Here is a 26935-nt window from a genome sequence, read left to right on the forward strand (position 1 = left end):
CGCGATGAGGGGTTTTGTCTGTGTGGCGTCTACAAAAGCCCCCTAACTCTTGCCAGTGATCCAGCGTCCAACCTGCTTCCGGCGATCAGGTTGCATACCCTGCCTTCAACTTGTGAGTGGCAATCCCCGGCGCTTGCCCTTATGGTTTGGCCTCAGGTTTCACTCGTTAACGTCAAGGAAGCAAGCATGCCCGTTACAACCTCGCTGAGCGCTGGCTTCATGGTGGTTCATGGCAACCGCCCGGATGAGCTGCGCAGTCTGGTTGTTTCCTGGATGCGGCGTTATCCCTTGGCCCCGCTGGAGAACGAGATTGCGTTGGTGCAGAGCAATGGCATCGCCCAATGGCTGAAGCTGGCTCTGGCCGAGGATGCTCAGGATGAGGACCTTGGTGGATGCGGTATCGCTGCCGCCATCGACGTTCAGTTGCCCGGCAGTTTCATGTGGAAGCTCTACCGGACAGTCCTGGGTCGAGACGAAATCCCCGAAACCTCTCTGCTCGACAAAGGCCCGCTGACCTGGCGACTCATGCGTCTGTTACCGGAGCTCATCCACCAGCCTCATTTCGAACCGCTGCAACGTTTCCTCACGGCAGACACCGATCTGCGCAAGCGCTATCAATTGTCGGAGCGTCTGTCGGATCTGTTCGACCAATATCAGGTATACCGCGCTGACTGGCTGGAAGACTGGGCAGCCGGGCGTCATCAACTGCGTAACGTAAGAGGTGAGCCCAAGCCGCTGACCGCTTCCAACTGCTGGCAGGCAGAGCTATGGCGAGCGCTATTGCACGATGTCGGTGCCGAAGGTATGGCCCAGAGTCGTGCAGGCGTGCATCAGCGTTTCATCGAGCGCATCAGTATGCTGACTGAAGCGCCTGCCGGACTGCCTGCGCGTGTCATCGTATTCGGCATTTCATCACTGCCTGCGCAGGCGCTCGAAGCGCTCGCCGGGTTAGCCCGATTCAGTCAGGTTTTGCTCTGCGTCCATAATCCATGCCGTCATCACTGGGCCGACATCGTTGCCGACAAAGACTTGCTGCGCCATCAGTACAAGCGTCAGGCACGCAAGACCGGCATGCCACTGGTGCTCGACCCCGAGGCTCTGCACCAGCACGCGCATCCCTTGCTCGCTGCATGGGGCAAGCAGGGTCGTGACTACATCAATCTGCTCGACAGTCATGACGACCCGCGCAGCTATCGTGCTTCGTTCAAGGACGAGCGCATCGACCTGTTCAGCGAAAGCGAACCCAGGAACATTCTGAATCAACTGCAGGACGACATCCTTGAGCTGCGTCCTCTGGATGAAACGCGGGAGCTATGGCCAGCCGTAGACGCTCTCAAAGACCGCTCCATTCGCTTTCACGTTGCTCACAGCGCGCAACGGGAAGTCGAAGTGCTGCATGACCAGCTCTTGGCCCGTTTCAGTCGTGATCCCGAATTGCGTCCGCGTGATGTGATCGTCATGGTCCCGGACATCGACAGTTACGCGCCGCACATCCGCGCCGTTTTCGGCCAGATAGAACGCGATGATCGCCGCTTCATCCCTTTCACGCTGGCTGACCAGGGGCAGCGTGGCCGCGAGCCTTTGCTGATCGCCGTCGAGCACCTGCTGAAACTGCCCGACAGCCGCTTCCCGGTCAGCGAGATTCTCGACCTGCTCGACGTCCCCGCGCTACGCGTACGCTTCCGGATTCAGGAGCGTGACCTGCCGACCCTGCATCGCTGGATCGAAGGCGCAGGCATCCGTTGGGGCCTGAATGCACCTCAACGTGCGGGGCTGGGTTTGCCGGATGCACTGGAGCAGAACAGCTGGCACTTCGGCCTGCGCCGCATGCTGCTCGGCTATGCCGTCGGTGCCGGTGCTGCTTACGAAGGGATCGAACCCTATGATGAAATCGGTGGGCTGGACGCCGCGTTGATCGGCCCGCTGGTGGCCCTGATTGACGCGTTGGAGGCCGCTCATGGCGAACTTTCGAAACCGGCCACCCCGACGCAATGGGGCGCTCGTCTGCAAGCTGTCCTGCAACTCTTCTTCGCTGCCGACAGTGAGCACGACGATTACCTGCTCGCCCAGCTCGAAACCCTGCGCGAAAGCTGGCTGGAGACCTGCGAAACCGTCGGTCTCATTGATGAACTGCCGTTGACAGTCGTTCGTGAAGCCTGGCTGGCCGGACTGGATCAGGGGCGGCTGTCCCAGCGCTTTCTGGCAGGTTCGGTCAACTTCTGCACGCTGATGCCCATGCGGGCAATTCCCTTCAAAGTGGTCTGTCTGCTGGGCATGAACGACGGTGATTACCCACGTGCCCAACCGCCGCTGGACTTCGACCTGATGGGCAGTGACTACCGTCCCGGCGATCGTTCGCGACGTGAAGACGACCGCTATCTTCTGCTGGAAGCACTGCTATCCGCCCGGGACCAGCTTTACATCAGTTGGGTCGGCCGCAGCATTCGTGACAACAGTGATCGGCCTGCATCGGTGCTGATCGGTCAGTTGCGGGATCATCTGGCCAGCGGCTGGAAGCTGGCCGGTGAGGCAGATGCAACCGGCAAGCTCGATGAGGGAGAAAGGCTGCTGAAAGCGTTGACGCTGGAACATCCATTGCAGCCGTTCAGCGCCCATTATTTTCATGAAGGCACCGGCTATTTCAGTTTCGCCCGCGAATGGCGACTCCTGCATGAAACCGATGCCGTAGTGCCCGTTCAGGCTGTACTGCCAGCACACGAACAGGACGAGCCGCTGACCATCGCCCAATTGCAGGACTTTCTGCGCAACCCCGTTAAGCACTTTTTCAGCCAACGTCTGAAAATCTACTTTGAAGTTGCCGAAGCCCCGCTGGCCGATGAAGAACCCTTCGTGCTCGACGCGCTTGAGCGTTATGGCCTAAGCGACAGTCTGCTCAATGCCGCCATGGCCCAGCCGGACAATATCGATAGTGCGCTGCAGGCCCAGGCGCTCAAACTGCAGGCCAGCGGCCTGCTTCCGCTGGCAGGTTTCGGTACGTGTATGCAGCAGGAACTGATCAAGCCGCTGCCCGATGTGCTCAGGCGTTATCAGGACCTGTTGACGCTCTGGCCCGAGCCGCTGAGCAGCGCGCTGCCGATCAGTTTCAGCCATAACGGCGTGAGCATCGATGGCTGGCTGGGCGGTCTGCATCGCAACGGCCAAGGCGAGTTGCTGCTGATCACCGCGATTCCCAACAGCATTGGCTCGAAGAAGATCCGCAAGTGGCACAAGCTGATCCGGCCCTGGGTGAATCATCTGGTCGCCTGCGCCTGTGGATTGCCGCTGAGTACGGCGCTGGTGGCCAGTGATGAAACCCTGATGCTGGCTCCACTGGAAAAAGACGCCGCGGTCACGACTCTCAATCATTTGTTGATGGCCTGGCTGCGCGGCATGCAACAGCCTTTGCCGGTTGCCGTGAAAACCGCATTCGCCTGGCTGGGACAGCCTTTGGACAAAGCCGAAGCCGCCGCCCGCAAAGCCTATGAAGGCGACGGCCAGACCACTGACGGTGAGCGTCGGGAAAGCACGGCGCTGGCCCGCCAATACCCGGATTTTGACGCCCTGATGGACAGCGAAGAATTTGCCGGCTGGTGCGACACACTCTACAAGCCGATCTACGATGCGCCCTGGCAATCGCTTGCCAGCGCGGAGGCCGGTGCATGAACGACATGACGCTCCCATTGGCGCTGCGCTTTCCGTTGCGCGGCAGTCAGCTGATCGAAGCCAGCGCCGGTACCGGCAAAACCTTCACCATCTCGGCGCTGTATTTGCGCCTGGTGTTGGGGCACGGTGATGAATCATCAGGCTTCGGCCGCGAATTGCTGCCGCCACAAATACTGGTGGTGACCTTTACCGACGCCGCGACCAAAGAACTGCGCGACCGGATTCGTACCCGCCTCGCCGAGGCGGCGCGATTCTTTCGTGATGAAATCGATGCGCCCGATGACCTGATTGCCGAGTTACGCGAGCAATTCAGCGCCGAACTCTGGCCAAGCTGTGCCAATCGGCTGGACATCGCGGCGCAGTGGATGGACGAGGCTGCGGTGTCCACGATCCACAGTTGGTGTCAGCGCATGTTGCGCGAGCACGCCTTCGACAGTGGCAGTCTGTTCACCCAGACCCTGGAAACCGATCACAGCGATCTGCTGGGCGAAGTGCTGCGCGATTACTGGCGTCGATTCTGTTATCCCATGAGCGGCGATGCGCTGAACTGGGTACGTGAACACTGGAGCGGTCCAGCGGCCCTGTTACCCCGCGTGCGGGGGCTTTTCGGACGTGAGCGCACTCTCGGCACTCAAGAGCCCGCCGAGTTGATCGCCGCGTCCCTTTTGGAGCGTCGTAAGGCACTGGCCGCGCTGAAAGCACCCTGGACCGTCTGGACCGCTGAACTGCAAGCGATCTGCATGGACGGCGTGGCCCGCAAGATTGTCGATGGCCGCAAGATGCAGGAGCGCTATTTCAAGCCCTGGTTCGAGAAGCTTGCCGCTTGGGCAGCCGACGAAACGGTTGAGGCGCTGGACCTGGGCACCGGTTTTACCCGACTGACACCCGAAGGCATTGCCGAAGCGTGGAAAAGCGACCCGCCTTCGCACCCGGCCTTCGACGCAATGCAAGCGCTCAAGGCCGCGCTTGATGGTTTGCCGAAGCCCGATGCCGCAGTGTTGCAACATGCTGCGCAGTGGGTCAGCGCGCGTTTTGAAGAGGAGAAGCGTCGCCGTGCGGAAATGGGCTTCGACGACATGTTGCTGCGGCTCGACAGCGCCTTGCACGGTGCCGGCGGTGAGCGACTGGCGACCCTGATCCGCGAACAGTTTCCCGTCGCATTGATCGACGAATTTCAGGACACCGATCCTGTGCAATACCGCATCTTCGAGAGCATCTATCGCCTTGAAGACAACGATGAACAGACCGGCCTGTTTCTGATCGGCGACCCCAAACAGGCGATCTACGCGTTCCGTGGTGCAGACATCTACACTTACCTGCGCGCCCGTCAGGCCACCTCGGGTCGCTGGCACACGCTGGACACCAACTACCGCTCCAGCCATGCGATGGTCGCGTCGGTCAACCATGTGTTCGAACGCGCCGAGTTGCGTCCGGAAGGGCGCGGCGCGTTTCTGTTCCGGGAAGGCGAACACAATCCCGTGCCATTTTCCAAAGCGCTGGCTCAAGGGCGCAAGGAGACGCTACAGGTTGATGGCGCAGCGCTCGCGGCATTGACGGTCTGGCGTCTGGAAAGCGATCAACCGGTATCCGGCGTTGCTTATCGTCAACAACTGGCGGCCAGTTGCGCGAGTGAAATCGTGCGACTGCTCAATGCAGGTCAGCAAGGTCTCGCCGGGTTTGCCGCGCCAGACAAGGCGCTGCGTGGCCTGCGTCCCGCCGACATCGCCATTCTGGTGCGTGACGGCAAGGAAGCCCAGGCTGTGCGCAACGAGCTTTCGGCGCGCGGCGTGCGCAGCGTCTATCTGTCGGACAAGGACTCCGTGTTCGCCGCACAGGAAGCGCACGATCTGCTGTCGTGGCTCAAGGCCTGTGCCGAACCCGATTCGGAGCGCACGCTGCGGGCCGCGCTGGCCTGCATCACCCTGGACCTGCCGCTGGCCGAGCTGGAGCGCCTGAATCAGGACGAACTGGCCTGGGAACGGCGCGTCATGCAGTTCCGTGGCTATCGCGCCATCTGGCGCACTCAGGGCGTGCTGCCGATGCTGCGTCGTCTGCTGCATGACTTCGCCTTGCCACAGACACTCATGACCCGCACCGATGGCGAGCGCGTGCTGACCAATCTGTTGCACCTGTCCGAACTGCTGCAACAGGCCGCGGCCGAACTCGATGGCGAACAGGCCCTGATTCGTCACCTCGGTGATCATCTGGCGCTGTCCGGCCAGGCGGGCGAAGAGCAGATCCTGCGGCTGGAAAGCGACGAGCAACTGGTCAAGGTCGTGACCATTCACAAGTCCAAAGGGTTGCAATATCCGCTGGTGTTCCTGCCGTTCATCTGCTCTTCGAAACCTGTGGACGGCAGTCGCCTGCCGTTGCAGTTTCACGATGCCGACGGTCATGCGCAGATCAGTCTGCAGCCCACCGAAGCGTTGATTCAGCAGTCGGACGACGAGCGTCTGGCCGAAGATCTGCGACTGCTCTACGTCGCCCTGACCCGCTCGGAACACGCCTGCTGGCTGGGCGTCGCAGACCTCAAGCGCGGCAACGCCAACAGCTCGATGCTGCACCGTTCGGCGCTGGGTTACCTGCTGGGTGGAGGTGCGGTGCTTGGTGAATCGGCTGATCTGAACGTCTGGCTGCGTGATCTGCATGCGGGCTGCGAGGCCATTGCGCTGCAGCCTGTGCCCGAACCGACCGGCGAAACTTTCAGCGCGCCGCGTAACGAAGCCTCTCTGCTCAAGCCGCTGGTCCCCAAACGGCGTGCTGCCGAAAACTGGTGGATCGCCTCGTACAGTGCGCTGCGCATCGGCGACACGATCACCGCCGGTGCCGACCAGTCTCCGGACAGCCCGCAGGCGCAGAAACTGTTCGATGACGAACGCCTTGACCCGCAAGCGCCTCGCGACGTGCCGGCCAGTGGCGGCGATATCCATCGCTTCCCGCGGGGTCCGAACCCCGGCACCTTTCTGCACGGTCTGCTGGAATGGGCGGGCAACGATGGCTTTGCGCAGGCCGCCAGTGACCCCGAACGTCTTGAGGATGCGGTCGCCAGGCGCTGCAACCGCCGCGGCTGGAAAGGCTGGATCAATACCCTGTGCGACTGGCTGCAGCATGTGTTGAACATGCCGCTGCGTCTGTCACCGGATACCGCGCCGGTTGCGCTGGGCGAGCTGGATCAACCCAATCAATATCGCGTCGAAATGGAATTCTGGTTCGCCAGTAATCAGGTCGACGTCAGGCAGATGGACGCCCTCGTGCGCCGTTTTACCCACGACAACGCGCCACGCGCTGCCACTGAAACTGTCTCGCTCAACGGCATGTTCAAAGGCTTCATCGACCTGACGTTCGAACACCAGGGGCGTTATTACGTTGCCGACTACAAGTCCAACTGGCTGGGTCCGGATGAGACCGCCTATACGGAGCTGGCGATGGAGGCCTCGATTCTCGACAACCGCTATGACCTGCAATACGTGCTCTATCTGCTGGCCTTGCACCGACAGCTCAAGGCGCGGCTGGCCGATTACGACTATGACCAGCATATGGGCGGCGCGCTGTACCTGTTCCTGCGCGGCGCCCATGCGTCCACTCAAGGCGCGTATTTCACCCGGCCGCCGCGTGAGCTGATCGAAAGCCTGGACCTGCTCTTTCAGGGCAAACCCGTACCGCAGGCATTGTCAGGAGCCTTCGCATGACTCGCTCGTTCGAAGAGCTGTTGCCTACCGCGCTGAATGACGTCAGCCTCACAGACCTGAGCCCGCTGCACCGCGTTCAGGATTTGCTGATCCTTCTGGAACGCTGGGTCGAGCGAGGCTGGTTGCGCGCACTGGACCGTGCTTTCGTGGCTTTTCTCAGTGACCTCGATCCGCAGGCCGATCCGCTGGTGCTGGTCGCCGCCGCGCTGACCAGCCATCAATTGGGACACGGCCATGTGTGTCTCGACCTTTACGAAACACTGAAAGAACCTGATTTCGCCCTGTCTTTGCCGCCGGAAGGCGATTTGCAAAGCGGGCCGATGCTGTTGCCTTCGCAGCTGCTGGCGGCACTGGACGGTGCTGCATGGTGTCAGGCACTGGCGGACAGCATTCTAGTGGCGCGTGCAGGAGACTCCAGCGTCGAGGCGCTGCAGAAGCCCTTGGTGCTGTCGGATCGACGCCTTTACCTGCGCCGCTATTGGACCTACGAGCGGCGCATCGCGGCGGCGTTGCGTCAGCGGCTGGCGCAGGACGAAGCGCCGCCGACAGAGCTGGCGCAGCGTCTCGAGGCCTTGTTCGGCGCGGCCAACCCAGCGCCGGACGCCATCATCGACTGGCAGAAACTGGCCTGCGCACTGGCTACGCGTCGAGCTTTCAGCATCATCACTGGCGGACCCGGCACCGGCAAGACCACCACCGTGGTGCGCTTGCTGGCGTTGCTGCAAGCGCCTGCCGTGCAGAGCGGCAAGCCTTTACGCATCCGTCTGGCAGCGCCGACCGGCAAGGCGGCGGCGCGATTGACCGAGTCCATCAGTCAGCAGGTGCAGAGTCTGGATGTCAGCACCGAGGTGCGGCAGAGGATTCCTGCCGAAGTCACCACGGTTCACCGCTTGCTGGGCAGTCGTCCCGGCACGCGGCACTTCCGTCATCACGCAGGCAACCCGCTGCCGCTGGACGTGCTGGTGGTCGATGAAGCATCGATGATCGACCTGGAAATGATGGCCAACCTGCTGGACGCATTGCCCGCCCATGCACGAATGGTGCTGCTGGGCGACAAGGATCAGTTAGCCTCCGTCGAAGCAGGCGCTGTACTCGGCGACCTGTGTCGCGACGCTGAAGAAGGCTTTTACAGCCCCGAAACCCAAGCCTGGCTGGAAGCCGTCAGCGGCGAGCAACTGGACAAGGGCGGTCTGCGTCAGGGCGATGCGCAACAGCATCCATTGGCGCAACAAGTGGTGATGTTGCGTCACTCGCGCCGTTTCGGGCAGGGCAGCGGTATCGGACAACTGGCGCGACTGGTCAACCAGCAACAGGACCAACAGGCGCGTGCGTTGCTGGCGGCAGGCAGTCACAGTGACCTTTTCGCACTGGCGCTCAAAGGCGACCAAGACCTCAAGTTCGAACGCCTTGTACTCGACGGCCTCGGCAAAGGTGAGCAGGGACCGCAAGGCTATCGGCACTACCTGAACGTGTTGGCCGACGAACGCCCTGGACAAGGCTCGACGCTCGATGACCAATGCTGGATTGTGTGGGCACGCTCCGTGCTGGAGGCCTTCGATTCGTTTCAACTGCTCTGCGCCGTCCGCAAAGGTCCTTGGGGCGTGGAGGGCCTGAACCAGCGCATCACCCACGCGTTGTTCACTGCCAACCTGATCGAAAGCGAGCAACAGTGGTACGAGGGCCGCCCTGTACTCATGACTCACAACGACTACGGCCTGGGCCTGATGAACGGCGACATCGGCATCACCCTGCGTCTGCCGGAACGGGAAGGCGAGCACACGCAGGTCCTGCGCGTGGCGTTCCCACGTAACGATGGCAGCGGCGGCGTGCGCTTCGTCCTGCCCAGCCGACTCAACGAAGTTGAAACCGTCTACGCCATGACCGTCCACAAATCCCAGGGCTCCGAATTCGCTCACACCGCTCTGATCCTCCCTGAAGCCCTGAACCCGGTGCTGACCAAGGAACTGATCTACACCGGCATCACTCGCGCCAAACATTGGTTCAGCCTGATCGAGCCCCGCCAGGGCGTGTTCGAAGAAGCGCTGCGGCGCAAGGTGAAACGATTGAGTGGGTTGATGTTGGGGCTTTGAAGGCCTGCTCACCGTGCAGCGTCGATACTTTTTTGGGGGGCTGCCAGGATTGGCGGTCACCCGATATATCGGTCGTCACGGCATATGCCGACAGCACGGTTATTGCTTGGCAAGTCTCTCCAGCCTGTCAGGCTCAACCGAGATGAATCCCATGAGCAAGCCCCTCGTCCAGTGGTCGATCAACCTGCGCAGAACTGCGGTCATCGTCGTGGATATGCAAAAAGTCTTCTGCGAGCCCACAGGTGCGTTGTACGTAAAAAATACCGCTGATATTGTCCGGCCCATTCAAGGGCTGCTGAACGCCGCACGCGCGGGTGGGGTGATGGTGGTTTATCTGCGTCACATTGTGCGCGGTGATGGTTCGGATACCGGGCGCATGCGCGATTTATACCCCAACGTGGACCAGATCCTCGCGCGGCATGACCCGGACGTCGAGGTTATCGAAGCGCTCGCGCCTGAGCCAGGTGACGTAATTATCGACAAGCTGTTCTACAGCGGTTTCCATAACACGGACCTGGACACTGTGTTGCGTGCGCGGGATGTCGATACCATCATCGTCTGCGGCACGGTCACCAACGTGTGTTGCGAAACCACGATCAGGGACGGCGTGCACCGCGAGTACAAGGTCATCGCCCTGAGCGATGCCAATGCGGCAATGGACTACCCGGATGTCGGATTCGGTGCTGTATCCGCCGAGGACGTTCAGCGCATATCGATGACGACGATTGCTTATGAGTTCGGTGAAGTCACCACGACTGCCGACGTCATTCAGCGTATTGAAACTGCCTAGAAACAGTGGACGAGCGTGTGCGCAGTTGTGGCCCGTTTTTCGTCACTGCGCCTTCAAACCATGCACTCCGTTTCAGACCATTTGATCCGGTCCGAGGGCACGGAAAGCTAACGTTTTGTATGCGTTATGAATTTCTCCAGTGGCATGGTTTCTGCTCACGCCTCGATGACCTTCACCCTTGGAGGCCAGCCTTTTCCGAATCCTGTCAGCGAGAGGAATCAGCCGTATGACTCTGCAATATGTGCCCATCGTTAACCTGGCCCCGTATTTTTCAGGAGAACCGGACGGCAAGGCAGCCGTGGCGCAGGCGGTCAATCAGGCGTGCAAGGACATCGGTTTTCTGGTGATCACCGAACACCGGATTCCCAAGGAGCTTATAGACAGGGTGTCGCGTCTGACCCGGCAGTTCTTTGATTTACCCTTGGCTGAAAAGCGCAAGGTTGACCGACCCAGCCCGGAGATGGTGCGTGGTTACAGCGCGATAGCCGAAGAGAGCCTGTCGTATTCGCTGGAGGAAAGTGCGCCGGGGGACCTCAAAGAGTCCTTCTCCATCGGGCCGAGCAACGTGCCGGATGAAGACTACTACCACAACGCCGAAGCGGGTTCGCACTTCGCCCCCAATGTCTGGCCTTCGCAAGCATTGCTGCCTGGATTCAAAGAGGCGTATCAAGCCTACTTCGACGCCATGAGCGAACTGGCCCAGTCGCTGATGCGCCTGTTTGCCCTGGCGCTGGAGCTGGACGAGCATTTTTTCGACGACCGGATTGACCGGCATATCAGCATGTTTCGCAGCCTCAGCTATCCGGACATCAAGACCGAAGTCGAGGCGGGGCAGTTACGGGCCAGTGCGCATACCGACTACGGCAGCCTGACCATCGTGCGTCCCGACAACGCGCTGGGCGGTCTGCAAGTGCGCAATCAGCAAGGCGAGTGGGTCGATGTGCCGTATGTCGAGAATGGTTTTGTCGTCAACATCGGCGACCTGATGATGCAGTGGACCAACGACCAGTGGATTTCCACGTTACATCGCGTCGTCAACCCGCCGATGACCAGTGAGCAGGACAACCGTCGTCAGTCGCTGGTGTTCTTCCATCAGCCCAACTACGACACCTTGATCGAGTGTCTGCCAGGCTGCCTGCCGGATGGCGCCACGCCTCGGCATGCGCCGGTCACTTCGGGCGATCACTTGCTGTCCAAGTTCGTCAAACAGACTACCTTCGGCGGCAGCAAGGTGGCCTGACATGAACTCACTGTCTTACGTCAACGTGTTCGCCCAGGACATCGTTCGCCTGAGCACCTTCTATTCGGAGCTGTTCGGCTTCCCCGAAATCGAAGCAATCAGATCGCCGATCTTTCGCGGGCTGGACACAGGCCAATCCAGCATCGGTTTCAATGCGCTCGACGCCTATGAGTTGCTGGGCCTCAACGAGTTCGCGGGCAGCAGCGGGTGCAAGTTCCTGCTCAACATCGACGTCTCGGAACAAGCCGAAGTGGATCGACTTGTGCCGGTCGCGGTAGAGCAGGGCGCGACGCTGATCAAGGCACCGTACCTGACCTATTACAACTGGTATCAGGCCGTGCTGCTGGACCCTGAGCGGAATGTTTTCAGGATCAACTTTATGCTTTGAAACGGCGTTGCTTTCATGTGTGCTGACAGTGCCTTATGGCCGGAAAGGGTCTGGTCTCCCCGGACACTGTTTCAGACGAGAAATTACGTCAGGCACTGTTTTGGCAGTGTCGATCCTGCCGAGATCATCAAGATAGATGTCTATCGTACCTCCCCATTCAGGCGTGATGTCGATGCAGCGTTTGAAACCCTTATCAGTCCACCAATCGAACATCATGAAGAACGCCTCATCAGGGAATATGGGGCTGAACTCAACGGCTGAACCGCCGTGCCTGATATCACCCCTATGGATTCTGTCCTGAGTGTTCCAAACGTATCGAAACTCCTCCTTGCTATTCGGAGAGAGGTTGACCGCTACGATCGGGGAAGCAAAATACCAAAAAGCGACAGTAAGGATGATGAGCAGAAGAATGATCCAGCGGCCATACCGGATCTTGAGTTTATTGACAGACATGTATTTGGACGCCTTTACCCCACGCCTGGGGCGGGACTGCAAGCACTTCGTCCATGATAATTTTGGCCGTGATGCCTCCGTTGGGGTGTTGTTGATAGAGCTTTACTCCAATGCTAATGGATATTCGGTCGGGAGCATCATCCCAGGCCCTCAGGCCCTCTACATCACCGGAGCGGTTCGGACCGGGGAGCTCCCATTGGGCCTTGGGCTTTGTAAATACCTCCTCAACCTTCCGTCCGGCGTCTGAAATTATCTGCTCGGCTCCAGCACCATCCAACAGGACGCTTTCGGAAAGCCCTCCGGCCATACCTACATATCCGTAATGGACGTTGGACCAGATGTCATAAAAATAATCGTACTCACCTTGTTTGTGCCAAACACCACCAATTGTTCGACGAATGATCGGCTTGTGATCCCACGGGCGATTTTGACCAACACGTTCTGTCCAGATGGCAAAAGCCTTTGCTTGCATGCCTGCCGCCATGCTGTAAAAATCCGGGCCGGGCCCAAGGCGCAAGTAAAATGAGAGCGCCTCGTACTCCTTCATTTTTGCAGCCGCATCGAAGCTATTGAGCTCTCTCATCTGCCGAACTTCCGGGCTGTTGATGTTGGTGTTCATCTCGTCAGCAATGTAGGTCGCCAGCTCTTCCATCCTGTCTGGATCTTTGCAGACGGCGTGTTCCACTTTTGGCTCAGTTTTCGTCTCTGGCTCCTTACCGGCTGCTTCAGGATCTACCAAAGCATCCGCTGCCAGAGCTTTTTCCTTGAGCTTCGGATCAGCCAACAAGGTCGCCATCTTTTCATCGTCTACAGAGCCGTCTGGCCGGAAGGCTCCAAGCGCCATGAAGTTAACGATCATTGCGCCGCCGGCGTCCTCCATGACGAATCCACCACCGACGTCGCCTGAGCCCGTGATGATTGTCCCGCCGTGACTGGTAGGGCTTCCCAAATGAGCCATAGGACGACCATTCACCAGAATGGAAGGAAACCCGGTAGTCAGTACCGCGCCGCACCCGCAGGTATCACCAACACGGGCGGAGCCCATAAAATTGATATTGACGTCACTTGATGCCGAGGCAATAGGTGTTATGCCGTGACCAGGCATGGGGCAGAGGTGTTTGTCACCCAGCCGGGCAGAGGAAATCATGAATCATCCTTGCGTCTTTCGTTTCTTGGGACATAAAGCCAAGCTTCAGCTGGCTCGCGGCAGGTTGCCGCAAACGAATGGATGAGTCAGTAGGACGAGTCCTAATCATGATTGGCATGTACATTGAGTGGCGTACTGAAAATCTGATACTCCCAAAGTCAGGTGCACTCGCTTCGTCCTACCTTATTTGTTGCTGCTTTTAGAGGCTTGATCTGCAAACCGGAGCCCCTGTGTTTTGCCCAATAACACGTCCCGGTTCATCTCCGTCACCTCCCTCACGTAATCCCACAACACCGTAATCCGCTTCAACTTCCTCAAGTCCTCCCGGCAGTACATCCAGAACTGCCGAATGATCTCCACTTCATCTCTCAGCACCGGCACCAGTCGCGGATCCTGCGATGCCAGAAAGCACGGCAGGATTGCCAGTGCGCGGCCCTGCAGGGCGGCGGTGTATTGGGCGATGACGCTGGTGCTGCGCAGTTGCGCCTGGGCGTTGGGGAGCAGGTTGCCGAGGTAGAGCAGTTCGGAGCTGAAGGCCAGGTCGTCGACGTAGCTGATGAACGGGTGTTGGCTCAGGTCTTCCTTGCGCTGGATCGGCGGGTGGTTGTCCAGATAGTCCTGCGTGGCGTACAGGCGCAGGCTGTAGTCGCAGAGTTTGCAGCACACATACGACCCGTGTTCGGGGCGTTCGAGGGCGATGACGATGTCGGCTTCGCGTTTGGACAGGCTGATGAAGTGTGGCAGCGGCAGGATGTCGACCGAGATGCTGGGGTAGGCGTCGAGGAAGTGGCTCAGTTGCGGCGTGATGAAGAAGCTGCCGAAACCTTCGGTGCAGCCTATGCGGATGTGCCCGGACAGCGCCACGCTTGAGCCGGAGACCTGTTCGCAGGCCAGGTGCAGCGTGCTTTCGATGGACTCGGCGTAACCCAGCAGGCGCTGACCTTCAGCGGTCATGATGAAGCCATTGTTGCGGGACTTTTCGAACAGCAATGTGCCGAGCGAGTTTTCCAGCGAGGTGATGCGTCGCGACACGGTGGTGTAGTCCACCGCCAGACGCTTGGCGGCGCTGCTGACTTTTCGGGTGCGTGCCACTTCAAGGAAAAACTTCAGGTCATCCCAGTTCAACAGCCCCAGGGATGTGATGTTTTTTTGCATGTTGAGCCTGCTTTTATGTGCGTTCTTGTTAGAAGTTTGCACATCTATACTCCAAAGCACGCCCTCTGACCATCCAACAACAACGCTGTCAGGGAGACCGTGACGGCCGCGCCTCGAGTGCCTGGTGAGTCCGGTGTGCCTGAAGGGAGAACGGTTGAAATGAACGCCTCATTGAACAAGAACAACACGGCCGTGGCTCGCGTGAAACTGCTGATCGACGGCGAATGGGTCGACTCGCAAAGCAACGAGTGGCAGGACATCGTTAACCCGGCGACGCAGGAAGTGCTCGCGCAAGTGCCATTTGCCACGCCGGACGAATTGAACGCGGCAGTGGCTGCCGCGCAAAAGGCGTATCGCACCTGGCGGGAAACACCCATTGGTGCGCGCATGCGCATCATGCTCAAGCTGCAGGCGCTGATTCGAGAACACTCCAAACGTATCGCAGCAGTGCTCAGTGCCGAGCAGGGCAAGACGCTCGCCGATGCCGAGGGCGATATCTTTCGTGGACTGGAAGTGGTTGAGCATGCCTGTTCAGTCGGCACGTTGCAGATGGGCGAATTTGCCGAGAACGTAGCCAGTGGTGTCGACACTTACACGCTGCGCCAGCCCATCGGCGTATGCGCCGGGATCACGCCGTTCAACTTTCCCGCGATGATCCCGCTGTGGATGTTTCCGATGGCTATCGCCTGTGGCAACACCTTTGTGCTCAAGCCTTCCGAACAGGACCCACTGTCGACCATGCTGCTCGTCGAACTGGCGGTCGAGGCGGGCATTCCGGCCGGCGTGCTCAATGTGGTGCACGGCGGCAAAGAGGTCGTTGACGCGATCTGCACGCATCAGGACATCAAGGCCATTTCCTTCGTCGGCTCGACGGCCGTTGGCACCCATGTGTATGACCTGGCGGGGCAGCACGGCAAGCGTGTACAGGCGATGATGGGCGCGAAGAACCACGCGGTGGTGCTGCCTGACGCCAACCGCGAGCAAACCCTTAACGCACTGGTGGGCGCAGGTTTTGGTGCGGCCGGGCAGCGCTGCATGGCGACCTCGGTGGTGGTGCTGGTCGGCGCATCCAGGCAGTGGCTGCCGGACCTCAAGGCACTGGCGCAGAAGCTCAAGGTCAATGCCGGTCATGAGCCGGGTACCGACATCGGTCCCGTTATTTCACGACGCGCCCGACAGCGCATCGTCGATCTGATTGAAAGCGGCGTACGTGAAGGCGCGACGCTGGAGTTGGACGGCCGGGACATTTCAGTGCCGGGCTACGAGGGTGGCAATTTCGTCGGGCCGACACTGTTTTCGGGCGTCACCACCGACATGCAGATCTACACCCAGGAAATCTTCGGCCCAGTGCTGGTGGTGATCGAGGTGAATACGCTGGATGACGCCATCGCGCTGGTGAACGCCAACCCCTTCGGCAACGGCACCGGACTGTTCACGCAGAGCGGTGCGGCAGCGCGCAAGTTTCAGAATGAAATCGACGTCGGCCAAGTGGGTATCAATATTCCGATTCCGGTCCCGGTGCCGTTTTTCAGCTTCACCGGTTCGCGGGGTTCCAAGCTGGGCGATCTGGGGCCATACGGCAAACAGGTGGTGCAGTTCTACACTCAGACCAAGACCGTTACCAGTCGCTGGTTCGATGATGACAGCGTGAATGACGGCGTGAATACCACGATCAATCTGCGCTGAGCCCAAGCAGTTCCGCGAAGGAGAATAACAATGAACATTGCATTCATCGGCCTGGGCAACATGGGCGCGCCCATGGCTCGCAATCTGATCAAGGCCGGGCACTCGTTACACGTGTTTGATCTGAACACGACTGTACTGGCCGAGTTCGCCGAACTGGGCTCGCAGATCAGCGATTCGCCCAGGCAGGCAGCGCATGGCAGCTCACTGGTCATCACCATGCTGCCCGCAGCAGCTCATGTGCGCAGTGTGTATCTGAATGATGACGGCGTGCTGAAAGGCATCGCTCCCGGTACGCCTGCGGTTGATTGCAGCACCATCGATCCACAGACCATTCGTGACATTGCCGCTGTGGCTGCGCAGCAAGGCGTGGTGTTGGGTGACGCGCCGGTCTCGGGCGGCACTGGCGGCGCGCAGGCGGGCACCTTGACGTTCATGGTGGGCGGTTCACCTGAGCATTTCGCAACGCTCAAACCTGTGCTGGAACAGATGGGCCGTAACATCGTGCACTGTGGCGAAGTCGGCACAGGTCAGATCGCCAAGATCTGCAACAACATGCTGTTGGCGATCTCCATGATCGGCGTGTCGGAATCGATGGCGCTGGGCAATGCGCTGGGCATCGATACGCAAGTCCTGGCCAATATCATCAACACCTCGACCGGTCGCTGCTGGAGTTCTGAAGCCTACAACCCGTGGCCGGGCGTGGTTGAAACTGCTCCTGCATCGCGAGGGTACACCGGCGGTTTCGGGGCCGAACTGATGCTCAAGGACCTGGGGCTGGCAACCGAGGCGGCAAGGTCAGTGCAGCAGCCGGTGATTCTGGGGGCTGTCGCGCATCAGCTGTATCAGGCCATGAGCTTGCGTGGCGAGGGTGGGAAAGATTTTTCGGCGATCGTTGAGGGGTATCGCAGGAAGAGCTGAGGTTCTTGTCACATCTTGTCCAACCTTTATGAATGCAGATGCATACGATTCTCTTTTACTTGTGAATCGTAAGGAAGCTTCATGCATTCTCCTCTTCGTTTGCGGCCTGTGGCTGTGATGGTCAATGTCGCTCTGGCCTGTCTGGCATCGGGACAGGTCTACGCGGTCGAGCCGGTCGAGTCGGCCAATGTGCTGTCCCTCGAAGACGTGGTGGTGACCGCCGCCGGTTTCGAGCAGAACCTGGAGGATGCACCGGCGTCGATGACGGTCATTACCGGTGACGAGTTGCGCAAGCGCTCGTTCCGTGACCTCACCGATGCGGTACGCGAGGTCGAGGGCGTTACCGTCAATGGCGGGGCGAATGAAACCGACATATCCATTCGCGGCATGCCAGCCGACTACACGCTGATTCTGGTCGACGGCAAACGCCAGAGCGCCCGTGAATCGCGGGTCAACGGCAACAGTGGCTACGAGCAGAGCTTTATCCCACCCGCCGAAGCCATCGAGCGCATCGAAGTCGTGCGTGGGCCAATGTCTTCGCTGTACGGCTCGGACGCGATTGGCGGGGTGATCAACATCATCACGCGCAAGGTTACGCCGGAGTGGGGCGGTTCGATCACTTATGACTACTCGGCGCGTCAGCACAGCGATCAGGGCAATGCGCGGCAGACACAATTCTTCCTTGGCGGTCCGCTCAAGACCGACCTGCTCGGCCTGCAGGTCTGGGGGCGTTATCTGGATCGTCAGGCAGACGATGACATCGAGCAGACCAATGGCTTCAGTAAGGCCGATCACCGCGACATGACCGCCCGGCTGTCGATCACGCCGACGGTTGATCACGACATCCTGCTGGAGGCCGGTGCGACACGCCTGAAGAACGGCGATGGCCTGAGCGCCAACTGGGCGACGCGAGAGCAGGAGAACAACCGCGATCACTGGTCGATTTCGCACCAGGGCCGCTGGGGCTGGGCAACATCGGATGTGTCGCTGGCGCACGAGAAATCCAGCCGGGAAGGCAAGGCCAGCGCAGCCCAGACGGATGTGCTGGGCCGCAAGCCGACGGTTGAAAACACCGTGCTGGACGCCAAGCTGGTGATGCCGACTGAACGCAATATCACCACCACTGGCCTGCAGTGGAACGACACGACGGTGACTGACTGGAATCAGGGCCTGGGCGACCGCAAGGATTATGAATTCTCGGTGGTGCAGAAAGCGCTGTTTGCCGAGAACGAATGGTCTATGACTGACACGTTCGCGCTGACTACCGGTCTGCGCATGGACCATCACGAAGAATACGGCGTGCACTTCAGCCCTCGCGTGTACGGCGTGTGGCGCGCGACTGACGACTGGACGTTCAAGGGCGGCGTGGCCCGTGGTTTCAAGGCACCTGAAGTGCGCGCCGTGGTGCCGGGCTACTCGTACCTGCGACGCAATACCTTCGTGATGTTCGGCAACCCCGACCTCAAACCCGAGACCAGCACCAACTACGAGCTGTCGGCGTTGTGGTCCAACCGCAATGACCTGTCGGCTGGCGCGACAGTGTTCTACAACGACTTTCAGGACAAGCTCTCGACCGTCACCACAACGGAGCGCTGGAACGGCTTCATCGTGATGGACCGCGTCAACGTCGACAAGGCGGTGATCAAGGGCATCGAGCTGAACGGTCGTTGGGACATCACCCCGGACGTGGCGCTCAAGGGCAACTACACCTACACCGATTCGGAACAGAAAAGCGGCGCCAACGCCGGTGCGCCGCTGGCCCTGACACCTGAACGCAAGGCCAACCTGCGTGCCGAGTGGACCCTTAACGACCGCACGCAATTGTGGGCCGCGACCAACTACTACGGGAAGGAATACGGCAACACCGTCAACGACGAACCGTCGCCCGCGTACACGACTGCGGATCTGGGGGGATCGTATGAACTGACTAAAAACGTGTCGTTCAATGCCGCGCTGTACAACCTCACCGATAAGCGTCTGGATGACGAAACGTACGGTACGGTGAATTACGGTCGCACGCTGTGGGCGAGTACGACCGTGCGGTTCTGATTCAACCGCCGTGTTGCCTGACGCGCGGGCGTGGAATCACTGGGTAAATGCAAAACCTGTGGGAGGCAGCTTGCTGGCGATACGTTTTTTCAGGCGAACTGTGAGTGGCTGGAATGACGCCTTCGCTGGAAAGCCGCCTTCCACGGCATGTGCGCTCAGTCAGTCGCCGTTGTTTACGTCCTTTGTCGTCAGGCGCCGGGCAGTCGCACTATGGCGCACAGTCCGGCGGGCGGGCGGTTTTCCAGGGTGAGTTCGCCGCCATGGGCCTGGACGCAGGAGCGGGCGATGGCCAGTCCCAGGCCCAGTCCGCCGCCCTGTTTAGTGTCTGCGCCGCTCTGACTCAACTGTACGAACGGCTCGAACACGTGCGTCAGCCAGGCCTGCTCGATACCCGGTCCATGATCCAGAACCTCCAGACGAATAGGCCCGTCGGGCTCGGTCCACACACTGACGCTGGCATCGCCCGCATGTTTGAGAGCATTGTCGATCAGGTTGGTCAGGGCACGCTTGAGGGCCAGCGGTCTGCAACGACACCTAATCTCATCCTGACCGTCCCAGCCAATTGGCTGACCCATACTGCTGTAACGTCTGGCCAGGTCATCCAGAAGGCCGGTCAGCGAGATGTCGACCATCGCTTCCTGTACCGCATCACCGCGCACGAAATTCAGGGTTTCGCGCACCATCGCCCGCAGCTCGTCGAGACTTTCCAGCATGTCGTCGCGCTCTGGCCCGTCCTCAAGCAATTCCAAGTGCAGACGCAGTTCGGTGAGCGGTGTGTTCAAGTCGTGACTGATGGCCGCGAGCATCCGTGTACGGCCTTCGACATGCCGGGCAATGCGCTCCTGCATCACGTTGAATGCGGTGGTCAGGTCGCGGGCTTCCTGTGGGCCGGTCATGGGCAACGGCGGTATCCATTCGCCCCGGCTGACACGTTCGGTCGCCTGCGCCAGGTTTTGGATGGGCTGCACGATCCGTCGCATGAAAAACACCACGATCAACAGCACCGGAATGGTCGTCACCGGCAAGGTGTAGGCGAGCATGCGCCCCCATTCATAACCTCCGGCCGGATGCTGGATGGCGTTCAACTGCGAGCCGTTGAGCAGGTCGATGCTGGTGCGCAACCGCAAGGGCGCCCAACCGGCTGCGACGAACACATGCTCGCGGGCCGGTCCGCCGCTGATGCGTTCAAGCTGCATGCCGATGGTGGTTTCGTCGGGCAGGGTCAGACGCTTTCTCAGGTCGGCGACCAGCCGGTGTTCTTCGGCGCGCATGTCCAGCGTGTTGGCGATGGGGTCTTTGGACACCCACAGTTCCGAGTCGGGCGTCTGCATGGCACTCAACAGATGCGACGCATCGTCCGCTGAAAGACCCTGCGCAGCATGGTAGGCGGTGATCAGCCGTTCAATGGCCAGCGTGCGTGACAACGGGTGAATCAATGCACCGGTGCGTTGCAGGTACAGCATGGCGACGCCATTGGAAGCCAGCAGTGCGAGCAGCAACAGCAAGCCCAGTTGCTGGGTCATGCGTTTCGGCCACAGACATTTCAGCCACTTCATGCGTCGAGCACGGTGACGTCAGCCGCCAGCAGATAACCGTCGCCCCAGATGGTGCGCAGTAGCGCGGGTTCGAGCGGGTTGTCGTCAAGCTTGCGGCGCAGGCGGCTGATTTGCCGGTCGATGGCGCGGTCGTAGACGTCGTTGCCGGGCCGCGCGGTCAGGTCGATCAGGCGTTGGCGACCAAGAATACTATTGGGGTGATTGAGCAGCACACCCAGCAACCGGCTTTCCACGGTACTGAGTCTGACTGTTGAGCCGTCGCGTCGTACCAGCGTGCCGGTGCGGGCGGCAAAGCTCATGCCTGCGAACGCGTAGTGACGATGCTGCGTAGCGGTTTCGCCGGGTGTCACGACTGTGGTTTCAGGTCGCGTCGGACTGCATCTGCGCAGTACGCTGTTGATCCGTGCGACCAGCTCGCGAGGTTCGAAGGGCTTGGTGATGTAGTCGTCTGCACCGATGTCGAGGCCGCGCACCCTGTCGGCCGCCGTGTCGCGGGCCGTGAGCAGGATCACCGGAATGTTCTCGCGCCGGTGCAGGCGGTTGCACAGTTCGAAGCCATCGCCGTCCGGCAGCATCACGTCCAGCACCACCACGTCAAAGCGCTGCTGCTTGAGCAGTTGCCACATGCCCGCCGCGTCTTCGGCCGTGCGCACCTCGAACAGATGACGTCGCAGGTACACCGCAAGCGGGTCGCGGATCTTGCGATGATCATCCACCACCAGAACGCGTGGGGTCGGGCGAGGTGAAGTTAACGCGCACATCATGATGGTCCTGCGGCACGGGCTGGAGAAGCTGTGGATGATTCTCATTGGTGGGCGCGATCTTATCCCATTCACGCTCCGGGTGCTGGATGACGTGTGTTTGGTGTTTTGCGCTAGGTAAACGCTTCAGGACCCGCTACTTTGGTCAGGTTCGACCACCGCAAGGATGCAGGTACACCTTGGGGAGGTAGTGCAGCGCCACTGCCCTTCACGCGGGCAGTGGGTATCAAACGTCCCGGATTCAGGAAGAAGAGACTGCTCATGAAGTTCGAACCCCTCGCCAGATCGCTGATTGCGACGGCACTGATTGTTGCGTATTCCCCCACTTTCGCCGCTTCCCAGGCGCCGGTCGCCGCAGAGAACGGCATGGTCGTGACGGCCCAGCACCTGGCCACCCACGTTGGCGTCGATGTACTCAAGGACGGCGGCAACGCCGTCGATGCTGCGGTTGCAGTCGGTTACGCGTTGGCGGTGGTTTATCCCGCAGCCGGTAACCTGGGCGGCGGCGGTTTCATGACCGTCCAGTTGGCCGATGGCCGCAAGACCTTTATCGACTTCCGCGAAAAGGCTCCGCTGGCCGCTACCGCCAACATGTACCTGGACAAGGAAGGCAATGTCATACCGGACCTGAGCGCCAAAGGCCATCTGGCCGTCGGCGTGCCCGGCACCGTTTCAGGCATGGAGCTGGCGCTGAGCAAATACGGTACTCGCAAGCGCGAAGATGTGATTGCCCCTGCGATCAAACTGGCTGAAGACGGGTTCATCCTGCGCCAGGGCGATATCGACATGCTGCACACCGCGACCGACGTGTTCAAGGCGGACATGGCCGATTCCGGTTCGATCTTCCTCAACAAGGGCGAGCCGCTGCAGGTCGGCCAGAAACTGGTGCAGAAAGACCTGGCCAAGACCTTGCGTGAAGTGTCCGAGAAGGGCAGCGACGGTTTCTACAAAGGTTGGGTCGCCAAGGCGCTGGTCGACTCCAGTCAGGCGGGCAAGGGCATCATCACCCAGGCCGACCTCGATCATTACAAAACCCGTGAACTGGCGCCTATCGAATGCGACTACCGTGGTTATCACGTGGTGTCGGCACCACCACCGAGCTCCGGCGGCGTGGTCATCTGCCAGATCCTGAATATCCTGCAGGGCTACCCGATGAAAGAGCTGGGCTTCCGTTCGGCGCAGGGCACGCACTATCAGATCGAAGCCATGCGCCACGCGTATGTGGATCGCAACAGCTATCTGGGCGACCCGGATTTCGTCAAGAATCCTATCGAGCACCTGCTCGATCCTGCCTATGCCGACAAACTGCGTGCTGCAATCGATCCGCAAAAGGCCGGTGATTCGAACAGGATCAAGCCGGGTGTTGCGCCACATGAAGGTAGCAACACCACGCACTACTCGATTGTCGACAAGTGGGGCAACGCGGTCTCGGTGACCTACACGCTGAACAACTGGTTCGGTGCAGGCGTCATGGCCAGCAAGACCGGCGTCATCCTCAACGACGAGATGGACGACTTCACCGTCAAGCCTGGCGTGCCCAACATGTACGGTCTGGTCCAGGGCGAAGCCAATGCCATCGCGCCGGGCAAGACGCCGCTGTCATCAATGAGCCCGACCATCGTTACCAAGGATGGCAAGACCGTGATGGTCGTCGGTACGCCAGGCGGCAGCCGCATCATCACCGCGACCCTGCTGACCATGCTCAACGTCATCGACTACGGCATGAACATCCAGGAAGCGGTCGATGCGCCACGTTTCCACCAGCAATGGCAGCCGGATACGACCAACCTGGACACCTTCGCGGTCAGCCCGGATACGCTGAAGATCCTCGAAAGCTGGGGCCACAAGTTTGCAGGTCCGCAGCCCATGAACCATGTGGCAGCAATTCTGGTGGGTGCGCCGTCGCTGGACGGCAAGCCGGTCGGCAACAACCGCTTTTACGGCGCCAATGACCCGCGTCGCAATACCGGGTTGTCGTTGGGGTATTGAGTCCAGAGGTATCGCGGCGAGCAAGGGGTTGTGTCTGTATGTCTGACACACCGCTTGCTCGCCGCACACACCGCACTGTGGGAGGCGTATCTCTGGTAATCAGTTACGCACCCACCGTTGACGGCTCCAGCCGCTCAGCGCATCCACGGCAAATACCAGTACCAGCATCGCAAGGATGACGGTACTGGCCTGGGCTTCCTGAAACAGGCTGAGGCTGACATAGAGCATCTGTCCCAGACCGCCCGCGCCGACGAACCCTAGAATGCTTGCCATGCGTATGTTGTTCTCCCAGCGATACAGGGTGTACGCCAGCAGTTGCGGCCAGAGGTTGGGCAGCGTGCCGTAGGAGAACGCCTGCCATGCGCTGCCACCTTGCAGACGAATCGCAGCGGCGGGTTCCGGTGCAGTGTTTTCCAGCGCTTCGGCGAACAAGCGACCCAGCACGCCCGTGGTGTGCAACGCCAGTGCCAGCGTGCCTGCGTTGGGGCCAAGCCCTGCGGCCAGCACCATCAGCACGGCCCACACCAGCTCTGGAATGGCCCGCAACGCATTGAGCAGCAAACGGCTCAGACTGCGCATCGGCCAGCCCAGGCGACCTGCGGCGGGCAGGGCCAGCAATAATCCGCCGATCACCGACAGCAGCGTGCCGAGTGCCGACATCGCCAGAGTTTCCAGTGCGCCCTTGCCGATGGCCTGCAAGTGACCGGCGCTCAGGTCCGGACTCATGAAGCGCAGGGCATAACGGCCCATCTGCGTCAGGCCTTCAGGGCTGCTCAGGCTGAACAGGTCCATGCCCAGATAAATGAACGAGCCAACCACCGCCGCAATGATCGCGATCAATAACAGCCAGTTGCCAGCCCGTCTCATGTGAATCTCCCGCGCAGCAGGCGGCTCAACTGATCGGCCAACAGCACCAGTACCAGAAAGGTCAGCAGCATGCTCGCCACTTCGGCTCCGGCGAACATGCGCATCGACAGGTCGATCTGTTGACCCAGACCACCCGCGCCGACGAAGCCCATCACCACCGACGCGCGGACTGCGCATTCCCAGCGATACACCGTGTACGAGGTCAGTTCTGCCGCGGCATTGGGCAGGATGCCGTACGCCAGCGCGGCAAATCGTCCGCTGCCCGCCTGCATCAGGGCATGGGCCGGGCGTTGATCAACGGACTCGAAAATTTCGGCGTAAACCTTGCCCAGCATGCCCGCGTAGGTAATGGCGATAGCCAGCACACCTGCCGTGGGACCCAGCCCGACGGCACGCACGAACAGCAGCGCCCAGACGATTTCCGGCACGCTGCGCAGGAAGATCAGCAGGCCGCGCACCGGCCAGCGCAGGCATTGACCGAGCCAGCCGGGCTGGCCCGCACGTGACGCCGCAGATAACGACAGCGCCGAACTGGCCAGCAGGCTTGCCGGTATGGCCAAAACCAGCGCCAGAGCCATGCCCGCTGTGGCAATCGCCAGCGTCTGCAAGGTGGCGTCGATCAACAACGAAAGAAACTCGGGGTTGTGGGCGGGCGGCCAGAAGCCGGCCACAAAACCGCCCATGGTCCGGGCGTTTTCCGGTTGCAGCAAAACAGTGGGATCGAGTTCAGCCAGACGGATGCCCGGCCACAGCAGTGCGACAGCCAGCAGCGCCAACAACAGGCGCGGTATGGCGGCCGGGTCGCGTCGATCACGACTCAGCATCGTGGCGTCCAGGGCGCAGTGGCAGGTGTTTCGGTGGTGGCCGGTGTGCTCAGCTGTTCGTTGGCGTAAAGCGTATCGAGGTGTTCCCGGCTGACTTCGCTGGCGTTCAGGTCGAAATGAATCTGCCCGTCCCGCACGCCGATGATGCGCGGAAAATGCGCCAGGGCCAGCTCAACGGCATGCAGGCTGGCGACCAGCGTCACGCCGTGTTCAATGGCGTGCTGACACAGCAGCGCCAGCGTGTGGTCCGCCAGGCGGGGGTCCATTGCCGACACCGGCTCGTCCGCCAGCATCACTTCCGGGGCCTGATACAGGGCGCGGGCGATACCGACCCGTTGCAGTTGCCCACCGGACAACTGCTGGCAGCGCACGAACAGCTTGTCCGCCAGATCCAGACGCGCGAGCACGTTGCGCGCGCCTGGCACGTCGAGTGGGTGCAACAGGTTGAGCAACGACTTGCCCAACCTCCACTCACCGAGTTTGCCGGCCAGCACCGCTGTCACCACGCGCTGGCGCGGCGGCAGAGGCGGGGCCTGATGGATCAGCGCAATACGACGGCGCAATTGCTGACGCTGCCGACTGGAAAGCTGCCAGGGACTGCTCCCCAGTATTTCCACTTGCCCTGCGCTGGGCCGCAGAGCGCCGGCCAGCAGGTTGAGCAGCGTGGTCTTGCCCGCCCCGGACGGACCGATCACCGCCACCCGCTCGCCCTGCGCGATGCTCAGTTCCAGGCCCCTCAGCGCGAGCGTACCGTTACTGTGGCGCAGGTCTGTCCCGGACAGGCGCAGCGTCATTTCAGCAGGTCGGCAGCGCGGGCAGCCTCTTCGATGCCCTTGTAGTTTTCCGGTCTGGTCTCGATGAAGCGGCTGGCTGCCTGCAGATCAAGAATCGCTTTCTGCTCCGGGTTGGCCGGGTCCAGGTCCAGGAACGCCTGCTTGATCTTCGCCGCCAGGCCCTTGTCCAGCGTGCCGCGCACGGTCCAGTTGTAATCGAAGTAGGTCGGCGTGGTGGCGAAGACGCGCACCTTGCTGGTATCGACCTTGCCGTTGGCGACCAGCTTGTCCCACACACTGGCATTCAGCACGCCAGCATCGACCTTGCCCGCCTGAACCCAGGCCGCAGTGGCGTCATGCGCGCCCGAATAAGCAACGCGGCTGAAGAAGGTTTCCGGCTTGATGTCTTCCTTGAGCATGAAGTAGCGCGGCATCAGGCTGCCGGACGTGGACGACACGGAGCCAAACGCGAAGGTCTTGCCTTTCAGGTCCGCCAGGCTTTTCACGTTCGGATCGGAGGTAATGAATTTGCTGGTGAACTGCGCGTCCTGCTCACGCTGTACCAAGGGCACGGCATTGCCGGTCTTGAGGTTGACCTGCACGAAGGTGAAGCCGCCCAGCCAGGCCATGTCGAGACGGTCGGTGGCCAGCGCTTCGACCACCGCCGGGTAGTCGGCGACCGGAACGAACTCGACCTTCATGCCCAGTCGCTGCTCCAGATAGGCACCCAGCGGCTTGAACTTGCGTAGCAGTTCGGTCGGTGCTTCGTCGGGAATGGCCGACACGCGCAGCACATCGGCCGCGTGGCTGGTCAGTGCGGTAAAGGACAGGGCAAGGCCGGCGGCCAGCGCCAGGGTACGCTTGAGCATGAAAGTTCTCCGGTTCAATAGCGGAAAA

Annotated in this window: 19 protein-coding genes; 10 read left to right on the forward strand and 9 right to left on the reverse strand. The window is 60.6% G+C overall.

All coding sequences use genetic code 11. From position 1 onward, the window contains the following. The first annotated feature begins 186 nt into the window (after positions 1-186). The 6 genes from recC to KDX39_RS20235 all read left to right on the forward strand — a co-directional run bounded on the left by recC (position 187) and on the right by KDX39_RS20235 (position 11860). A complete protein-coding gene (gene recC, locus KDX39_RS20210; protein ID WP_231661586.1) occupies positions 187-3663 on the forward strand; it encodes an exodeoxyribonuclease V subunit gamma in 3477 nt (1158 codons plus the stop codon). Continuing rightward, positions 3660-7352, forward strand: coding sequence for an exodeoxyribonuclease V subunit beta (recB, locus tag KDX39_RS20215; protein WP_231661587.1), 3693 nt, complete (start codon positions 3660-3662; stop codon positions 7350-7352). The genes recC and recB overlap by 4 nt, the downstream gene beginning before the upstream one ends. Then, the gene (recD, locus tag KDX39_RS20220; protein ID WP_231661588.1) at positions 7349-9442 is read left to right on the forward strand and encodes an exodeoxyribonuclease V subunit alpha; all 2094 of its coding nucleotides are present in this window, start codon (positions 7349-7351) and stop codon (positions 9440-9442) included. The genes recB and recD overlap by 4 nt, the downstream gene beginning before the upstream one ends. Before the next feature lie 151 nt (positions 9443-9593). Beyond that, a complete protein-coding gene (locus KDX39_RS20225) occupies positions 9594-10232 on the forward strand; it encodes a cysteine hydrolase family protein (RefSeq protein ID WP_231661722.1) in 639 nt (212 codons plus the stop codon). Positions 10233-10458: 226 nt separating this feature from the next. Then, positions 10459-11472, forward strand: coding sequence for an isopenicillin N synthase family dioxygenase (locus KDX39_RS20230; protein WP_231661589.1), 1014 nt, complete (start codon positions 10459-10461; stop codon positions 11470-11472). Between the two features lies 1 nt (position 11473). Further along, a complete protein-coding gene (locus KDX39_RS20235; protein ID WP_231661590.1) occupies positions 11474-11860 on the forward strand; it encodes a VOC family protein in 387 nt (128 codons plus the stop codon). 33 nt (positions 11861-11893) lie between these two features. On the opposite strand, the gene KDX39_RS20240 is transcribed toward KDX39_RS20235, so the two are convergent. The 3 genes from KDX39_RS20240 to KDX39_RS20250 form a co-directional block, all read right to left on the reverse strand. Beyond that, positions 11894-12313 carry a hypothetical protein gene (locus KDX39_RS20240; RefSeq protein WP_231661591.1) on the reverse strand — a complete coding sequence of 140 codons (420 nt, stop codon included), beginning with the start codon at positions 12311-12313 and terminating at the stop codon, positions 11894-11896. Further along, complete coding sequence (locus tag KDX39_RS20245) at positions 12300-13460, reverse strand: polymorphic toxin type 44 domain-containing protein (protein WP_231661592.1); 1161 nt, start codon at positions 13458-13460, stop codon at positions 12300-12302. Before KDX39_RS20245 ends, KDX39_RS20240 begins: the two co-directional genes overlap by 14 nt. 183 nt (positions 13461-13643) lie before the next feature. After that, a complete protein-coding gene (locus KDX39_RS20250) occupies positions 13644-14615 on the reverse strand; it encodes a LysR family transcriptional regulator (RefSeq protein WP_099226456.1) in 972 nt (323 codons plus the stop codon). Positions 14616-14774: 159 nt separating this feature from the next. Here KDX39_RS20250 and KDX39_RS20255 point away from each other — a divergent pair, with 159 nt between their 5' ends. The 3 genes from KDX39_RS20255 (at position 14775) to KDX39_RS20265 (ending at position 19268) form a co-directional block, all read left to right on the forward strand. Next, positions 14775-16301, forward strand: coding sequence for a CoA-acylating methylmalonate-semialdehyde dehydrogenase (locus KDX39_RS20255; RefSeq protein WP_231661593.1), 1527 nt, complete (start codon positions 14775-14777; stop codon positions 16299-16301). 30 nt (positions 16302-16331) lie between these two features. Next, positions 16332-17219, forward strand: coding sequence for a 3-hydroxyisobutyrate dehydrogenase (gene mmsB / locus KDX39_RS20260; protein WP_231661594.1), 888 nt, complete (start codon positions 16332-16334; stop codon positions 17217-17219). A gap of 81 nt (positions 17220-17300) precedes the next feature. Next, positions 17301-19268, forward strand: a complete 1968-nt coding sequence (locus tag KDX39_RS20265; RefSeq protein WP_231661595.1) for a TonB-dependent receptor domain-containing protein — start codon at positions 17301-17303, stop codon at positions 19266-19268. A gap of 188 nt (positions 19269-19456) precedes the next feature. Here the strand turns inward: KDX39_RS20265 and KDX39_RS20270 are convergent, their stop codons facing one another. Both KDX39_RS20270 and KDX39_RS20275 read right to left on the reverse strand, forming a co-directional pair. After that, positions 19457-20791 carry a sensor histidine kinase gene (locus tag KDX39_RS20270; protein ID WP_231661723.1) on the reverse strand — a complete coding sequence of 445 codons (1335 nt, stop codon included), beginning with the start codon at positions 20789-20791 and terminating at the stop codon, positions 19457-19459. A gap of 29 nt (positions 20792-20820) precedes the next feature. After that, positions 20821-21585: a response regulator transcription factor gene (locus KDX39_RS20275; protein ID WP_231661596.1), complete on the reverse strand. Its 765-nt coding sequence runs from the start codon at positions 21583-21585 to the stop codon at positions 20821-20823. 261 nt (positions 21586-21846) lie between these two features. On the opposite strand from KDX39_RS20275, the gene ggt reads away from it, so the two are divergent. After that, a complete protein-coding gene (ggt, locus tag KDX39_RS20280; protein WP_099226451.1) occupies positions 21847-23574 on the forward strand; it encodes a gamma-glutamyltransferase in 1728 nt (575 codons plus the stop codon). Positions 23575-23673: 99 nt separating this feature from the next. On the opposite strand, the gene phnE is transcribed toward ggt, so the two are convergent. From phnE to KDX39_RS20300, 4 genes are read right to left on the reverse strand one after another with little or no spacing between them, the layout of a single operon-like run. Next, positions 23674-24441 carry a phosphonate ABC transporter, permease protein PhnE gene (gene phnE, locus KDX39_RS20285; protein WP_231661597.1) on the reverse strand — a complete coding sequence of 256 codons (768 nt, stop codon included), beginning with the start codon at positions 24439-24441 and terminating at the stop codon, positions 23674-23676. Beyond that, positions 24438-25265, reverse strand: a complete 828-nt coding sequence (locus KDX39_RS20290) for a PhnE/PtxC family ABC transporter permease (protein ID WP_231661598.1) — start codon at positions 25263-25265, stop codon at positions 24438-24440. The genes phnE and KDX39_RS20290 overlap by 4 nt, the downstream gene beginning before the upstream one ends. Continuing rightward, positions 25259-26059, reverse strand: a complete 801-nt coding sequence (locus KDX39_RS20295; RefSeq protein WP_231661599.1) for a phosphonate ABC transporter ATP-binding protein — start codon at positions 26057-26059, stop codon at positions 25259-25261. Before KDX39_RS20295 ends, KDX39_RS20290 begins: the two co-directional genes overlap by 7 nt. Then, a complete protein-coding gene (locus tag KDX39_RS20300) occupies positions 26056-26907 on the reverse strand; it encodes a putative selenate ABC transporter substrate-binding protein (RefSeq protein ID WP_043305147.1) in 852 nt (283 codons plus the stop codon). The genes KDX39_RS20295 and KDX39_RS20300 overlap by 4 nt, the downstream gene beginning before the upstream one ends. Positions 26908-26935 lie beyond the last annotated feature (28 nt).

It is taken from the genome of Pseudomonas sp. CDFA 610 (assembly GCF_021147865.1).
Classification (GTDB): Bacteria; Pseudomonadota; Gammaproteobacteria; order Pseudomonadales; family Pseudomonadaceae; genus Aquipseudomonas; species Aquipseudomonas alliivorans.

What these genes read in the sequence shown, in the direction of transcription:
- recC (WP_231661586.1), top strand. Translation starts at nt 187, where the DNA reads ATGCCCGTTACAACCTCGCTGAGCGCTGGCTTCATGGTGGTTCATGGC.
- recB (WP_231661587.1), top strand. Translation starts at nt 3,660, where the DNA reads ATGAACGACATGACGCTCCCATTGGCGCTGCGCTTTCCGTTGCGCGGC.
- recD (WP_231661588.1), top strand. Translation starts at nt 7,349, where the DNA reads ATGACTCGCTCGTTCGAAGAGCTGTTGCCTACCGCGCTGAATGACGTC.
- KDX39_RS20225 (WP_231661722.1), top strand. Translation starts at nt 9,594, where the DNA reads ATGAGCAAGCCCCTCGTCCAGTGGTCGATCAACCTGCGCAGAACTGCG.
- KDX39_RS20230 (WP_231661589.1), top strand. Translation starts at nt 10,459, where the DNA reads ATGACTCTGCAATATGTGCCCATCGTTAACCTGGCCCCGTATTTTTCA.
- KDX39_RS20235 (WP_231661590.1), top strand. Translation starts at nt 11,474, where the DNA reads ATGAACTCACTGTCTTACGTCAACGTGTTCGCCCAGGACATCGTTCGC.
- KDX39_RS20240 (WP_231661591.1), bottom strand. Translation starts at nt 12,313, where the DNA reads ATGTCTGTCAATAAACTCAAGATCCGGTATGGCCGCTGGATCATTCTT.
- KDX39_RS20245 (WP_231661592.1), bottom strand. Translation starts at nt 13,460, where the DNA reads ATGATTTCCTCTGCCCGGCTGGGTGACAAACACCTCTGCCCCATGCCT.
- KDX39_RS20250 (WP_099226456.1), bottom strand. Translation starts at nt 14,615, where the DNA reads ATGCAAAAAAACATCACATCCCTGGGGCTGTTGAACTGGGATGACCTG.
- KDX39_RS20255 (WP_231661593.1), top strand. Translation starts at nt 14,775, where the DNA reads ATGAACGCCTCATTGAACAAGAACAACACGGCCGTGGCTCGCGTGAAA.
- mmsB (WP_231661594.1), top strand. Translation starts at nt 16,332, where the DNA reads ATGAACATTGCATTCATCGGCCTGGGCAACATGGGCGCGCCCATGGCT.
- KDX39_RS20265 (WP_231661595.1), top strand. Translation starts at nt 17,301, where the DNA reads ATGCATTCTCCTCTTCGTTTGCGGCCTGTGGCTGTGATGGTCAATGTC.
- KDX39_RS20270 (WP_231661723.1), bottom strand. Translation starts at nt 20,791, where the DNA reads ATGACCCAGCAACTGGGCTTGCTGTTGCTGCTCGCACTGCTGGCTTCC.
- KDX39_RS20275 (WP_231661596.1), bottom strand. Translation starts at nt 21,585, where the DNA reads ATGTGCGCGTTAACTTCACCTCGCCCGACCCCACGCGTTCTGGTGGTG.
- ggt (WP_099226451.1), top strand. Translation starts at nt 21,847, where the DNA reads ATGAAGTTCGAACCCCTCGCCAGATCGCTGATTGCGACGGCACTGATT.
- phnE (WP_231661597.1), bottom strand. Translation starts at nt 24,441, where the DNA reads ATGAGACGGGCTGGCAACTGGCTGTTATTGATCGCGATCATTGCGGCG.
- KDX39_RS20290 (WP_231661598.1), bottom strand. Translation starts at nt 25,265, where the DNA reads ATGCTGAGTCGTGATCGACGCGACCCGGCCGCCATACCGCGCCTGTTG.
- KDX39_RS20295 (WP_231661599.1), bottom strand. Translation starts at nt 26,059, where the DNA reads ATGACGCTGCGCCTGTCCGGGACAGACCTGCGCCACAGTAACGGTACG.
- KDX39_RS20300 (WP_043305147.1), bottom strand. Translation starts at nt 26,907, where the DNA reads ATGCTCAAGCGTACCCTGGCGCTGGCCGCCGGCCTTGCCCTGTCCTTT.